Source organism: Arthrobacter sp. W4I7, from assembly GCF_030816215.1.
Taxonomy (GTDB): domain Bacteria; phylum Actinomycetota; class Actinomycetes; order Actinomycetales; family Micrococcaceae; genus Arthrobacter; species Arthrobacter siccitolerans_A.
Map to the genome: position 1 here is coordinate 2476306 of NZ_JAUSXU010000001.1, position 13091 is coordinate 2489396.

Annotated in this window: 11 protein-coding genes and 1 pseudogene; 9 read left to right on the plus strand and 3 right to left on the minus strand. The window is 61.5% G+C overall.

Features of this window, described 5'->3' with window-relative positions; genetic code table 11:
* The first annotated feature begins 182 nt into the window (after positions 1–182).
* Together QF047_RS11315 and QF047_RS11320 are read left to right on the plus strand one after the other, a co-directional pair.
* Positions 183–1019 carry an SDR family oxidoreductase gene (locus tag QF047_RS11315; protein WP_307276936.1) on the plus strand — a complete coding sequence of 279 codons (837 nt, stop codon included), beginning with the start codon at positions 183–185 and terminating at the stop codon, positions 1017–1019.
* A 462-nt stretch (positions 1020–1481) separates the two neighbouring features.
* Positions 1482–1691: a hypothetical protein gene (locus QF047_RS11320; RefSeq protein WP_307276939.1), complete on the plus strand. Its 210-nt coding sequence runs from the start codon at positions 1482–1484 to the stop codon at positions 1689–1691.
* A gap of 414 nt (positions 1692–2105) precedes the next feature.
* Here QF047_RS11320 and QF047_RS11325 read toward each other — a convergent pair whose 3' ends face one another.
* Both QF047_RS11325 and QF047_RS11330 read right to left on the minus strand, forming a co-directional pair.
* Positions 2106–2675 (minus strand): TetR/AcrR family transcriptional regulator, encoded by a 570-nt coding sequence (locus QF047_RS11325; protein ID WP_307276941.1) that lies wholly within the window; start codon positions 2673–2675, stop codon positions 2106–2108.
* Complete coding sequence (locus QF047_RS11330) at positions 2672–4645, minus strand: MFS transporter (RefSeq protein ID WP_307276943.1); 1974 nt, start codon at positions 4643–4645, stop codon at positions 2672–2674. Before QF047_RS11330 ends, QF047_RS11325 begins: the two co-directional genes overlap by 4 nt.
* Positions 4646–5078: 433 nt before the next feature.
* Here QF047_RS11330 and QF047_RS11335 point away from each other — a divergent pair, with 433 nt between their 5' ends.
* The 7 genes and pseudogenes from QF047_RS11335 to QF047_RS11365 all read left to right on the plus strand — a co-directional run bounded on the left by QF047_RS11335 (position 5079) and on the right by QF047_RS11365 (position 11389).
* Complete coding sequence (locus tag QF047_RS11335; RefSeq protein WP_307276947.1) at positions 5079–5738, plus strand: GntR family transcriptional regulator; 660 nt, start codon at positions 5079–5081, stop codon at positions 5736–5738.
* Complete coding sequence (locus tag QF047_RS11340; RefSeq protein WP_307276950.1) at positions 5731–7251, plus strand: MmgE/PrpD family protein; 1521 nt, start codon at positions 5731–5733, stop codon at positions 7249–7251. Before QF047_RS11335 ends, QF047_RS11340 begins: the two co-directional genes overlap by 8 nt.
* A pseudogene (gene prpB / locus QF047_RS11345) lies at positions 7251–8157 on the plus strand (methylisocitrate lyase). The gene QF047_RS11340 and the pseudogene prpB overlap by 1 nt, the downstream one beginning before the upstream one ends.
* A gap of 27 nt (positions 8158–8184) precedes the next feature.
* Positions 8185–9321, plus strand: a complete 1137-nt coding sequence (locus QF047_RS11350) for a bifunctional 2-methylcitrate synthase/citrate synthase (RefSeq protein ID WP_307276954.1) — start codon at positions 8185–8187, stop codon at positions 9319–9321.
* A 151-nt stretch (positions 9322–9472) separates the two neighbouring features.
* On the plus strand, positions 9473–9700 hold the full coding sequence (locus QF047_RS11355) for a hypothetical protein (protein WP_307276957.1): 228 nt from the start codon (positions 9473–9475) through the stop codon (positions 9698–9700).
* A gap of 83 nt (positions 9701–9783) precedes the next feature.
* A complete protein-coding gene (gene panD, locus QF047_RS11360) occupies positions 9784–10209 on the plus strand; it encodes an aspartate 1-decarboxylase (protein WP_307276960.1) in 426 nt (141 codons plus the stop codon).
* A gap of 622 nt (positions 10210–10831) precedes the next feature.
* Positions 10832–11389: a MarR family winged helix-turn-helix transcriptional regulator gene (locus QF047_RS11365; RefSeq protein ID WP_373427808.1), complete on the plus strand. Its 558-nt coding sequence runs from the start codon at positions 10832–10834 to the stop codon at positions 11387–11389.
* Between the two features lie 505 nt (positions 11390–11894).
* Here the strand turns inward: QF047_RS11365 and QF047_RS11370 are convergent.
* Positions 11895–13088: a thiolase family protein gene (locus tag QF047_RS11370; RefSeq protein WP_307276966.1), complete on the minus strand. Its 1194-nt coding sequence runs from the start codon at positions 13086–13088 to the stop codon at positions 11895–11897.
* Positions 13089–13091: the final 3 nt, after the last annotated feature.

The following is a 13091-nucleotide window of genomic DNA, read 5'->3' on the forward strand; positions in this document are numbered from 1 at the left end:
CACGGCCTGACACCCTGCCCCGTACAGCAAGAATTTATTGTGGAGACACACCACCAGTCTCCGGCCAAGTATGAACGTGGCAAATAAGGGGTTCTGCTGAACGTGATCCGTCAGAGCGGACAGGGAGAGCCTTGGGCCAGCACACAGCAATGCTCGACTGCACAACGAAGTGAGGGAATTTGATGAACAACATCGACTACAGCGGCAAGACCGTTGTCGTTACCGGAGCAGCCTCTGGCATGGGACGAGAAGTGGCAGAGCAGCTCGTTGCTCTCGGTGCTGAGGTTCACGGGCTGGATATCCAACAGGTCGAGAACGACATGGCCGGCTTTACCACGGTGAACCTGGCCGAAGAGAGCTCGATCGACGAAGCACTAACGCACCTCCCCACACATGTCGACTCTGTGTTCGCCTGCGCTGGCGTTTCTGGGAAGGGAATGCCAGCTCTTTTGACGGCGACGATCAACTTCGTGGGCCACCGCCACCTCATCGAGTCTTTAGTGCCGCGAATGAGTGCCGGTGGCTCCATCGGGCTTATCGCTTCGATGGGTGGAATGGGGTGGATCGGTAACATTCCCGCGGTGATTCCCTTGCTGCAGACGTCTTCGTTCAGTGAGGCCGTCGCCTACCTCCAAGAACATGAGGAAGATCCAGCGGTTCTCGGCGGCCCGGTAGAAGCTAACCGCGGCTATACCTTCTCGAAGGAAGCGACTGTGCTCTATGCCAAATACAGGTCCTGGTCGCTCGCGGCCCAGCAAATCCGGATCAACACCGTCAGTCCCGGTGCGACTCAGACGCCGATGCTGAGCCAGTTCGGTTCGTCCCCGGACGCCGGCGCGAAAAGTGTCTCGCCCATTGGTGCTCCGTCCACTCCTCGCAACCAAGCAGACGCTCTGCTCTACCTCAACAGCACGGAAGCCGAATACATCAGTGGCACGGACCTGGTGGTCGATTACGGCTTCTCCGGTGGGATCTACACCGGTCAAGGCGCCCTCCGTGTCGGAGCGCCGTCCAAGTAACGAATAGGGCGGCGATATCGCTTCCTCATCCGAGTAGCAGCAACAGCTGCGACCTTCGCGCGCAGCAGCCGTAATCCAGGCATGAACGAGTCGTTACGCCAGGTGCCGGGCAGTGATTCGCTTCCGCAGCGACGACGGCTGCTGCGCTACGCGATCGACAACGTCGATCTCTACGACAGACCCCGCACGGGTAATCGCACCTTAACATCGGCGGCATCCTCGCCATGGCCTCCGTGGCCGGTATCGCCTTTGCCCCGAACACTGGCCTGTTCCACACGTTGGCAGCCGTACTGGGCCTCAGTTGGGGTTCCTCGACACTTTCGGCAGCCAACATCATCATGACCCGCTGGCACCGGCGCATAGCCAAGACAGTTACTGGCCTGGTGGCCTGTGTACGCTTTCGGCTTCCAGGGAGGAATTCTTGCGCAAAGTGTGACGAACCCAAGGAAAGGTAACTCCACTATGACGAGCGACTCACTCCGCCTCGCCGACTGCGCCACTCTCCGTCCAGGCGACCTGGTTGAAGTACAGGAAACCGGCCACGTACCCTGCCGTGGAGTGGTGGAGGACACCTTGCCCCAGTTCAATATCGTCTGGCTGCGGGACAAGCGGACCGGGGAACGCAGGATGCTCTTTACCACCGAATGCCGCATCTTCATGCAGGAGACCTGACCCGGTAGGCACTCCCCCGCCGCTTGAGGGCGCAGAAAAGGACGCATTTTCCTCGGGCAGGCACAGTTCGGCCTGCTGCTTGAGAAGATGCGTCTTTGCGATCTAATCAAGTTCTGCACTGCTACGTCCGGAAGGAATTTGCCGCCTGCGGCACATGCGCGGGCGCCAAAGAAACGATAGTTCTCCATACATTCGACGGTCCGGCGCTGCTGGTCGTGGTGCGCGATTCTCTGGCAATGCCCCGGTATTCCGGAGTGCCTGGTTCACGTTCGTCGAAGGTTCCGAACCCCAGCTCACATGTAATACGAAAAGGCATCATGGGCCAGAGGTATGGCCGGTCCTGCCAAATGCCGCTTGTCCGGGCTCAAGCATGGCATCGTCATGGGCACGGCCAGGGCCGGTTGCCAGTCATCGTCAATCCGGGGATGGAGCTCCGGTCTGTGTGGCAGCCTTAGACGCGTCGATCTGGATTTGGACGATTGCTCCGTAGTGCCCTACGAGTTCGTCAACGTCCCAGCTGTCAAAAAGGCCCAGGGTGCGAATCGCCTCGCCGAATCCAGTCATCAGGGCGATCACGGTGGAGGCGAAACGGCGGTCCTGGGTTGCGTCCCCGATGAGCTGGGTGATGGTATCAAGGTAGCGTTCGTGGATGTCTGCCCGCGCGGCGTCGGGGTTGGGGGAGTTTAGTACGGCTAGGGGGATATTAGCCCAGGGCTCCTGCATGCTGCGTTCGCGTCGCATGAGTACGCGGAACACGAGGGCCCTGCCAAGTTCTGAAGTCGGGACGTCCGGCTCGGCGAGCAGCGAATCGTCAGGTTGCACGGCGGCATAGAGCTTCTCCTTGGACTGAAACAGCTTCATGACGAGGGCGGCGGAAACACCGGCGTCGCCGGCGATGTCCCGCACGGTGACGGCGCGGTAGCCGCGTTCCCCGAAAAGCCGTCCGGCGGACTGGAGGATCGCGTCGTGGCTGCGACTGCTCAAACTCTTCCCCGCTCACCGGAGGTGTCCGCCATGGATGGAGCGGCGAAGTCGAGCGTCACCGAACGGTTGTCCACTGCGAGTTTCCGCGCAACAGCCAGCAAGGTCACGGGATGAAGCATTGTGACAACGTAGCGGCCGAGGACAGGCAGCGGAAAGGCATACACGCCATCTTCGTCGGTCCGAGTGGTCCACACATGCTCACCGCTGGCCTTAAGAAGTGTCACCATGGCCCCGCCAACAGCTTTGCCGCCAGCCATAACGGAACCGCCCAGCTCCAGCCGCTCCCCGAGCAGGAAGTTCCGATTCAGGGTGCGGCCATCGAAATCGAAGACCTCGGCCATGGGCGCCCACCCGCCGGCATTGGCCACCATCAGGTATTTACCGGCGCCGGGGAGCGCCACGGAGTAGTTGCCCTCCGTGTCTACGCGGCTCCAATCCACCGGATCGCCGTCGGTTTGGAGAACGGTTACGACGGCGGGGGTGAGCGGGCGATGATCCGATGCCAGGACACGTCCGTGCACCACCAGCTCGGCGGCACCGCCAACGGTAGCTGTCGGGTCACGGACTGCGGCGGCGCGGGGGATGAAAACCGCGGCCAGCATCGACATTGCCGAAGCCGCGGCCGCCAGCCAGAATATGTCCTGGAACGCGTCAAATGAGGGAAGCCGGGTGTCGCCGACTGCCATGGTGACGGAGGTGAAGACGGCAGCAATTGCCGCACTCGAGATTGAGGTGCCAATGGCGCGGACCAGGCTGTTAAGGCCGTTCGCGGACGCCGTTTCGGTGATGGGAACGGCACCCATAATTAACGTGGGCATGGCGGCGTAGGCAATGGCCGTGCCCACTCCCACCACGGTTGAACCGATGATTACCCAGGCTATGGAGTCGTGGAAGAAGACCCGGCCCACATAGCCCACGATCATCACCAGCGCTCCGGCCATAAGTGCCGTCTTGCCGCCGAAGATCCTGATGATGCGTCCGGACAGCGGTGCGAAAATCACCATTGCCAAGCCGGAAGGGACCATACACAGACCGGCCGTGGTCACGTTCAGTTCGAAGCCGTAGCGGGTAGCGGCGGGAAGTTGGAGCTGCTGTGTGGTCAGAAGCATATTGGCAAACATGGAAAAGCCGATGAGCAGCGAGGCCAGGTTGGTCATCAGCACCGGGCGGCGGACGGATGTCCGCAGGTCAACCATCGGCTGACGGACTTTTAGTTCAAACGGGACCCAGACGGCGAGCAATATGGCCGCAGTGAGGAACAGCAGCAGAACCGGCTCGGACCCCCAGCCCCATGCTCCTCCCTTGGAGATCGCCAGCAGGAGGGTGGCCAGCGCTCCGGACAGCACCAGGGCCCCTGCGTAGTCGAAGCTTCCGGGTGTGCGGACTTTGGATTCCGGGACCACCAGCACCACCGCAAGGAGCAACAGAACGCCTGCGGCAGCGGAGACCCAGAAGATCGAGGACCACCCCAGGCTTTCGTACAGCACTCCCGCCAGGGGCAGGCCAAGGGCGCTGCCGATGCCCAAGGTGGCGCTCATGAGGGCAACCGCAGAGCCCATCTTCTCCTTGGGCAGTTCGTCGCGCATGATGCTGATGCCCACCGGTATCAGGGCCGTGGCGAAGCCTTGGAGTGTCCGCCCGATGATCAGCCACAGAAAGGAGCCGCCAAGGGCAGCTACGACAGACCCCAGCACCATAACGGCCAGGCACACCATCATCATCTTGCGCTTACCGTACATATCCGCACTCCGGGTAACGATGGGTGTTGCCACGGCGCTGGAAAGCAGCGTAGCGGTCACCAGCCAGGAGGCGTCGTCGGCCGTTACACCCAGGATCCCAGGAAAATCAGGCAGGAGCGGGACCACCAGCGTCTGCATCAACGCCACCAGGGTGCCGCTAAGGGCCAGGACTGCAGTGACCGCGGACGGGGACGAGCGCCGTCGCGGATCGGGAGTGTGGGAGCGCGGCATCGGCTGCTTTCAAGAGGAGGTTCGGGTGAACGCGTGTTTACCTTCAAGTTAAACGACGTACACCCTATCCGCAACACCGAAGCTGTGGTTGTTTGGTCATTAGGCAGCGGCCATGCTTCACTAACTCACCACGGGACCGGCATGAAACACCGGTGATGGAAATTCTGCCAGGCCAGGCAAGGCAGGGCCGTGCGGGGTAAGCCGACCCTTGCGGCGAGGAGTCCATTCGGGTTTGGCGTGACATAGGCACTAACAGACGGTCTCCCTGCTGATCCTGTGGGCGCGGCCACACATCTATCGATAGCCTGCCCGAACGCGGTGGTCCGGAGGGATGCTTGGGCGGTGGGTCGACACTTGCACGTCGGTGTATACAGTGGGGGTAATCCGCTGCCGAAACACTTGTCTTAGCGCGATTTCTGTATACAGTGTACTTATGCGTGCCAGTGAACGGGCCTACCAGGTTCTTCGTGAAGACATTGTGGCATGGCGTCTTTTACCCGGAACTGTTCTGGCGGAAGTCGAACAATCGGAACGGCTTGGCGTTTCCCGAACACCGTTACGGGAGGCTCTCGGCAGGCTGAGCGCTGAGGGTCTCACCCAGGCTGCGGGGGGGAGAGGGGTGGTCGTCACTGATATCTCTCTGGACGACGTCGCTGAACTTTTCGAGTTGCGCGAAATCCTGGAGTGCAGGGCGGCTGCTTTGGCTGCCCAACGAGGCAACCCCAGTGTCTTTGCTTCACTCCATTGGGAACTTCGGGATGCTCCAACGCTCCTCACCGCAGCTGACCCTGCCCGACACACGTATTACGCCCTGGTGACCCGGTTGGATGAGGCCATCGACTCATCCATCTCCAACTCCTACCTTGCCCAGGCAATGCGGACCCTCCGCGTGCACCTTGTGCGGATCCGACGGCTAGCCGCGGAAGACGTTGATCGGCTCACAGCCGCAGCGGCAGAGCACGCAGCCATAGCCGAGGCCATTGCCGATGGGAAGCCTCGGCTGGCCGAGGCGGCCACCACACTCCACTTGCACCGCAGTCTTGCTCATATCAAAGCCACTCACCCCCCACTTTCGAAGGAACACCATGGTTAAGGAACATCACGTCCGCGTGTACAAAAGCGAGGAAAACCTTCCCCGCGAGGACCAGTTGGCGCACAAGATCGCCCTGGTCGCCGCCGACCCGATCGAAGTGACGCCTGAGGTGACGGAGATGGTGATCAACCGGATCATCGATAACGCCTCGGTGGCCATCGCGTCGCTGAACCGGGCCCCGATCGTCGCTGCCCGGGCCCAAGCCCTCACCCATGGGCCTTCCACTGGCGGGAAGGGCGCGAAGGTCTTCGGGATTGGCGAACGGGTCTCCCCTGAGTGGGCGGCGTGGGCCAACGGGGTAGCTGTCCGCGAACTCGACTACCACGACACCTTCCTGGCTGCCGACTACTCCCACCCCGGAGACAACATCCCGCCTATCCTCGCCGTCGCCCAGCATGTTGGCTCAAACGGCCGGGACCTGGTGCGGGCCATCGCCACCGGGTATGAGATCCAGGTGAACCTGGTCAAGGCGATCTGCCTGCACAAGCACAAGATCGACCACGTCGCCCACCTTGGCCCCTCCGCCGCGGCCGGCATCGGAACCCTGCTGGGGCTCGACGTGGAGACCATCTTCCAGTCAGTGGGCCAGGCACTGCACACCACCACGGCCACCCGGCAGTCCCGCAAGGGTGAGATCTCAACCTGGAAGGCGCACGCCCCGGCCTTCGCCGGGAAGATGGCCGTGGAAGCAGTGGACAGGTCTATGCGCGGACAGACCTCCCCGGTGCCCATCTACGAAGGCGAAGACGGCGTGATCGCTTGGCTGCTGGACGGCCCGGACGCGTCCTACCAGGTTCCGCTCCCTACCCCCGGTGAGGCCAAGCGCGCGATCCTCGACACCTACACGAAGGAACACTCGGCCGAGTACCAGGCCCAGGCCTGGATCGACCTCGCCCGGAAACTCAACAAGGAGCACCCCGAAGCCGCCGACCCGGCCAACGTGAAGTCGGTGTTGATCAAGACCAGCCACCACACGCACTACGTGATCGGCTCCGGCGCCAACGACCCCCAGAAGTACTCCCCTACCGCCTCGCGGGAGACCCTGGATCACTCCATCCCCTACATCTTCACCGTCGCACTGCAGGACGGCGCCTGGCACCACGTGGACTCCTACTCCCCCGCCCGGGCAGCAAGGCCGGACACCGTGGAGCTGTGGCAGAAGGTGTCCACCGAGGAAGATCCGGAATGGACCCGCCGCTACCACTCTCTGGACATCAACGAAAAGGCCTTCGGTGGTTCCGTTGAGATCACCCTCACCGACGGCACCGTCATCACCGACGAGATTGCCGTGGCGGACGCCCACCCGCTCGGTGCCCGCCCGTTCGGCCGGGAGCAGTACATCCACAAGTTCCGCACCCTCGCCGCCGGCCTCGTGGAGGAAGCCGAAATCGAAAGGTTCCTGGCCGCCGTCGAACGCCTGCCCGAACTCCCCGCAGGGGAACTGGACCAGCTCAACATCACCGCCGCTCCCGGCGTGATCGACCTGACCGCCGCACCCAAGGGACTCTTCTAATGCTGTATTCGAAAGTCACGCCCGAGCAGAAGAGGATCCGGTTCCGCGAACTGCTCGCCTCCGGCACCATCGCCCAGTTCCCGGGCGCGTTCAACCCCCTCTCGGCCAGGCTCATCGAAGAGAAAGGGTTCGCGGGGGTTTACATATCCGGCGCGGTCCTGGCCAACGACCTCGGCCTGCCCGACATCGGCCTGACCACCCTCACCGAAGTTGCCACCCGTGCCGGGCAGATCGCCCGCATGACGGACCTCCCGGCCATCGTGGACGCCGACACCGGCTTCGGCGAACCGATGAACGTGGCCCGCACCGTCCAGGAAGTCGAAAACGCCGGCCTGGCCGGGCTGCACATCGAGGACCAGTTCAACCCCAAACGCTGCGGCCACCTCGACGGCAAAAAACGTGGTGGACCTGGACACCGCCACCAAACGCATCCGCGCCGCGGCCGATGCACGGCGGGACCCCAACTTCCTCATCATGGCCCGCACCGACATCCGCGCCACCGACGGACTCCAAGCAGCCAAAGACCGCGCCAAAGCCCTCGTGGACGCGGGCGCGGACGCAATCTTCCCCGAAGCCATGCGCGATCTCGCCGAATTCCAGGCCATCCGCGACGCCGTCGACGTGCCCATCTTGGCCAACATGACCGAATTCGGCAAAAGCGACCTCTTCTCGACGAGGGAGCTGCAGGCCGTGGGCGTGAACATGGTCATCTACCCGGTCACGCTGCTTCGTAGTGCCATGGGGGCAGCTGAACGGGTCTTGGACACGCTCAAGAGTCTGGGAACCCAAGAAGTGCGTGTTCCTGAAATGCTCACCAGGGCCCGTCTCTATGACCTCGTGGACTACGAGGCCTACAACAAGTTCGATTCCGGCATCTTTAACTTCCAGATCCCCCACACCCGCTAATAAAGGGCTGCAACGAAGGAGTTCAGCATGACTGACACGGAGATTAAAAAGGGCCTGGCAGGCGTCGTGGTGGATTACACCGCCGTCTCAAAGGTCAACCCCGACACCAACTCACTGCTCTACCGCGGGTACCCGGTCCAGGAGCTCGCCGCCAAATGCAACTTCGAAGAAGTGGCCTACCTGCTCTGGAACGGCGAACTGCCAACCCCGGAACAGCTCGCTGAATTTACAGCCCGAGAACGGACCGGCCGTGCACTCGACCCTGCGCTCAAGGCCATCATCGACGCCTTGCCGCCAAACGCCCACCCCATGGACATCTGCCGCACGGCAGCCTCGGTTCTGGGAGCACGGCACGAGCTGGCAGAAGATTCGTCGCCCGAAGCCAACATGACCAAGGCCATCGACCTTTTCTCAGCGATGCCCGCCGTCGTCGCCTACGACCAGCGCCGCCGCCGCGGTCAGGAAGCCGTGGAACCACGAGATGACTTGGGCTACTCCGCCAACTTCCTCTGGATGACCTTCGGCGAAGAGCCCGCGGACGAGGTCATCGAGGCCTTCGACGTCTCGATGATCCTCTACGCGGAGCACTCCTTCAACGCCTCCACCTTTACTGCCCGCGTCGTGACCTCCACCCTCTCGGACCTCCACTCCGCCGTCACCGCGGCTATCGGTGCCCTCAAGGGCCCTCTGCATGGCGGAGCCAACGAAGCCGTCATGCACACCTTTGAGGATATTGGCATCCGGAGCGACGAGTCCCTCGAGGTGGCAGCCGCCCGGGCAAAGGCATGGATGGAAGACGCCCTGGCCCAGAAGAAGAAAGTCATGGGCTTCGGCCACCGCGTCTATAAGCAGGGCGACTCCCGGGTGCCCACGATGAAAGCCGCGCTGGACAAGATGATCGCCCACTACGGCCGGCCTGAACTCCTGGGACTCTACAACGGCTTGGAACAGGCCATGGACGAGGCCAAAGCCATCAAACCCAACCTTGACTACCCGGCGGGCCCCACCTACCACCTCATGGGTTTCGACACCCCCACGTTCACACCCATCTTCGTCGCCAGCCGCATCACCGGCTGGACGGCGCACATCATGGAACAAGCCGCAGCCAATTCCCTGATCCGCCCGCTCAGCGCATACAACGGCCCTGACCAGCGTTCCCTCTAACCGGCAGGCCACTGCCCCAATTTGTGCGGTGAGGTATCAATGATCCCCTGATTATCGACTAATCCAACGCTTATGACACCTCACCGCCGGCTGCCCAAGTAGCCGAGTACAACTCTTCCAAATCTAATCCGCGTGCATTTAGGAGCAAACGATGGACCTTCATCTGCAACCAGATTGGCAACGCGCTCTCGGGCAACGGGTAGAAGTTTGGAGACGGGGAAAATTGGTGCGCAGAGGAACGGTGGAGGCCGTCATGCCAGACGATTCGCTTCTCTGGATTTCCGCAGAAGGAAACTCTCTAAGACAAATGATTTCCCGTCAAGATGAATATCAGGTTTTCACGCATTTCCTGCCTGCCTCGCCCGATGACGACCACTAAGCCGGGATCATGCAATGGGCTTGCGTTCAGACGTCTAGGGTGTCCGACTCCCTGTGACAAAGTGACTACTACAGGAGTTTCTGATGAATCGACAAATGTTTAAGTCCAAAATTCACCGGGCCACTGTCACCCATGCTGACCTACATTATGTAGGTTCAGTCACCGTTGACCTGGACCTGCTTGATGCTGCTGACATTCTGCCCGGTGAGCTTGTGGCCATTGTGGATGTTACCAACGGCGCCAGGTTGGAGACGTACACCATCCCCGGTGAGCGCGGCTCGGGCGTGGTCGGCATCAATGGCCCGGCTGCCCACTTGGTGCACGAAAATGACATTGTCATTCTGATTACCTACGCGGCAATGACCACCGAGGAAGCCTTGGCCTACAAGCCCCGGGTAGTCCATGTGAACCAAGACAACAAAGTGATCCAGCTCGGCAACGACCCAGCCGAGGGCCTCACCCCCGGGCTCCTGCGCCCGCCGTACGCCCTTAATAACGCGACACTCTAACAGGACTGGCAATAACCTCAGGTGACGCTATAGTTACGAGGCCGTGGCATATCAGTGCAGCGGATCGTGCCCTGCCCTGTCAAACGATAACCGCCGGGGTGGCGGGCGGGCTGGTTTCCTTCACACAAGGAAGACCCTAGGCTACGTCTCTGCCCTGATCTCGGCCGAAGAAGTTCGCGACAACGTCCAAAGGGTCATCCACACGGACCACGCGCACTGCGAACACTCGATCGCATCCGCAAATAAAGTTGTTGCTGATTTGGGCCAACTAGCAGAACTCAAAGTTATGGGCTTCGATGACGCGTCCCGCCATTGAACTCCAGAAGGCGATGCGTATCCTGCAACTCTCCCTCACGACAGCTCCTTCCTCTATGCAGCGTGGGGGTCTGCTCTGACGCGAACGCTGCGGTGGGGAATTTGACCGCGGCGGGCTGGAAGGGGCAAAAACTTTGCTGACATCTAAATGCCGGTGAATCCGGTGCGAAATTGTTCCTCGCCCCGGCGGAGCCCCGTCGTCGAGCATGCCGGCGACCGCGAAAGAATCAAGCATGGGCGAACCTGGCAAGTCGAGTCTCGGGCGTGACACTCTAGAATAGTTGCTATGAGTAGTCCTCGCTGTAGCATGCCGGATCGGGACGTGCGAGGCAACCCTGTACTTCAGCAGGTGGAACATGAATTGACCCTGCTCTGGAGCCGTGCTCGTTCAATCTCGCTGCAGTTGTCGCGGCAGGTCCACCGGAAGATGGAACCGGCTGCTTATGGGCTGCTGACTGCTATCCACCGGGAGGGCTTCGTCCGGCTCACGGGCCTTGCCACGATTATTTGTGTGGGCAAGCCATCGGTAAGCCGCCAGATCACGTTCCTGGAAAGCGAAGGCCTTGTCTGCAAGGAAGCAGATCCACTGGACCGCAGGGCACAGGTCATCCGATTGACGGAGAAGGGCGAAAAAGAGATGCACCGGGTCCAGGAGGCGCGTAAGCAGGTGTTCCGTGACCGTCTCGGCGGATGGCCGCTGGAGGACCTGCAGCGGCTGGCCGACTACATGGAGCGGCTCAATGACGTCTATAGCAGCGGCCTACCTGAGGGCGTCCCGCTGAAAGCGGTTCAGCAGGACCGTCCAAGTCCACCGGATCCTGAAAGCTCGTTCGAAGGAATGGCGGCACAGGCGAAACAACGGTAACACCACTTCGGGACACAGGCTGGGGACCTTCCTGGGTCCTGTGGGACCGTTCGTAGTGGTGCACAAGAGGAGGCCCAGCGGACGCAAGGAATGATTACCGGGTTAGTGATGATGTGGATCTGGCCGTTATGAGATCAAAGCCGGCGGAGGCTTTCGGCAAGCCACCGATAATTCAGACTTACGCGCTGTAGGTCCCCCTTGGGACGGCTCTCTCGTTGAGAATGCGATGTCGGCATCTCGGGCATCGCCGGACGGAATCCCTTCCCGGAAGTCGCGGCCAAGATGTCTCGCCCCCGTAGTACCGCTGGTGGCTCTTGGCCGGGCCCTGCGGGCGAATAACCGTCTCAACCACCCGCAACTGGGCACACGAATACCAGGCCCGCTCCCCCAGTATGTGCAAACTTGCCAGTCCCCAGGACGGAAGAGTTTCAAGGGCTTTATGGAAAGGTGAGTTGCCAATTCCGGTGACAAGGACGATTTTCAGAAACAGAAGCCTTCCTGCAGTTTAGAGACGTTCGATGATCGTGGCATTGGCCATGCCGCCGCCCTCGCACATGGTCTGCAGCCCATAGCGCCCGCCAGTGGCCTCCAGGTAGTTCAACAGGGAGCCGAGAATGCGGGTGCCGGAGGAACCGAGAGCATGGCCTAGCGCGATGGCCCCGCCGCGCGGATTGAGTTTTTCTGGATCTGCGTCGAATTCCTTGGCCCAGGCCAAGGGCACGGAGGCAAAAGCCTCGTTTACCTCGTAGGCGTCGAGGTCGGCAAAGGCTAACCCTGAGCGATGGAGTATTTTGTGAGTGGCAGGAATCGGCCCGGTAAGCATGTAGAGCGGATCATCGCCTACCACAGAAAAGCTGTGAAACCGGGCCCGAGGTCTCAGGCCCAGTTGCTGAGCCCTATCTTCGCTCATGATCAATGCTGCTGAAGCTCCATCCGTAAGCGGTGAGGAGTTGCCCGGCGTAATCGACCACTGGAGTTCCGGAAAGCGCCGCTTCAGTTCCGGCGTGGCAAAGGCCGGCTGTAGCGTCGAGAGTGCCTCCACTGTGGTCTGGGGTCTCACTGTTTCATCCGAGGCGAACATGGCGATGTGCCCGTGCTCGTCGGTAACCTCGATGGGAAGGATTTCGGCGTCGAAGTCTCCCCGCCCAAACGCTGCAGTTGCCCTGCGGTGGGATTCCGCGGCAAAGGCGTCCAAGTCCTCGCGGCTGAGCTTCCAGCGTTCGGCGATGAGTTCTGCCGAGACCCCCTGGTTTACGAGTCCTTCCGGGAAGCGTTTCTTGAGGAGGTCGCCGAAAAGGTCCTGCCCACTGCTGGCGGTGCCGAGGGGGACGCGGCTCATTGACTCGACGCCCGCGGCGATCACTACGTCGTATGCCCCTGCCATCACACCCTGGGCGGCGAACGTCGCGGCCTGCTGACTGGAGCCGCACTGGCGATCGATTGTTGTCGCGGGCACCGTTGAGTCGAATCCGGCAGCCAGAACCCCGGCGCGGGCGATATTGGTGCTTTGTTCGCCGAACTGGCTCACGCAGCCAACGAGAACGTCATCGATTTGGGTCGACTCTAGTCCGTTCCGCTGGAGGACTGCGCGAAGTACTTGGGCGAGTAGGTCGGTGGGGTGGACGCCGGAGAGGGCGCCGCCTGCCTTGCCCTTTCCGGACCCGGTACGGATGACGTCGACAATGACGGCGCGGGACATGTT

Coding starts and splice junctions, on each gene's coding strand:
- QF047_RS11315 (WP_307276936.1), top strand. CDS start 183: ATGAACAACATCGACTACAGCGGCAAGACCGTTGTCGTTACCGGAGCA.
- QF047_RS11320 (WP_307276939.1), top strand. CDS start 1,482: ATGACGAGCGACTCACTCCGCCTCGCCGACTGCGCCACTCTCCGTCCA.
- QF047_RS11330 (WP_307276943.1), bottom strand. CDS start 4,645: ATGCCGCGCTCCCACACTCCCGATCCGCGACGGCGCTCGTCCCCGTCC.
- QF047_RS11335 (WP_307276947.1), top strand. CDS start 5,079: ATGCGTGCCAGTGAACGGGCCTACCAGGTTCTTCGTGAAGACATTGTG.
- QF047_RS11340 (WP_307276950.1), top strand. CDS start 5,731: ATGGTTAAGGAACATCACGTCCGCGTGTACAAAAGCGAGGAAAACCTT.
- QF047_RS11350 (WP_307276954.1), top strand. CDS start 8,185: ATGACTGACACGGAGATTAAAAAGGGCCTGGCAGGCGTCGTGGTGGAT.
- QF047_RS11355 (WP_307276957.1), top strand. CDS start 9,473: ATGGACCTTCATCTGCAACCAGATTGGCAACGCGCTCTCGGGCAACGG.
- panD (WP_307276960.1), top strand. CDS start 9,784: ATGAATCGACAAATGTTTAAGTCCAAAATTCACCGGGCCACTGTCACC.
- QF047_RS11365 (WP_373427808.1), top strand. CDS start 10,832: ATGCCGGATCGGGACGTGCGAGGCAACCCTGTACTTCAGCAGGTGGAA.
- QF047_RS11370 (WP_307276966.1), bottom strand. CDS start 13,088: ATGTCCCGCGCCGTCATTGTCGACGTCATCCGTACCGGGTCCGGAAAG.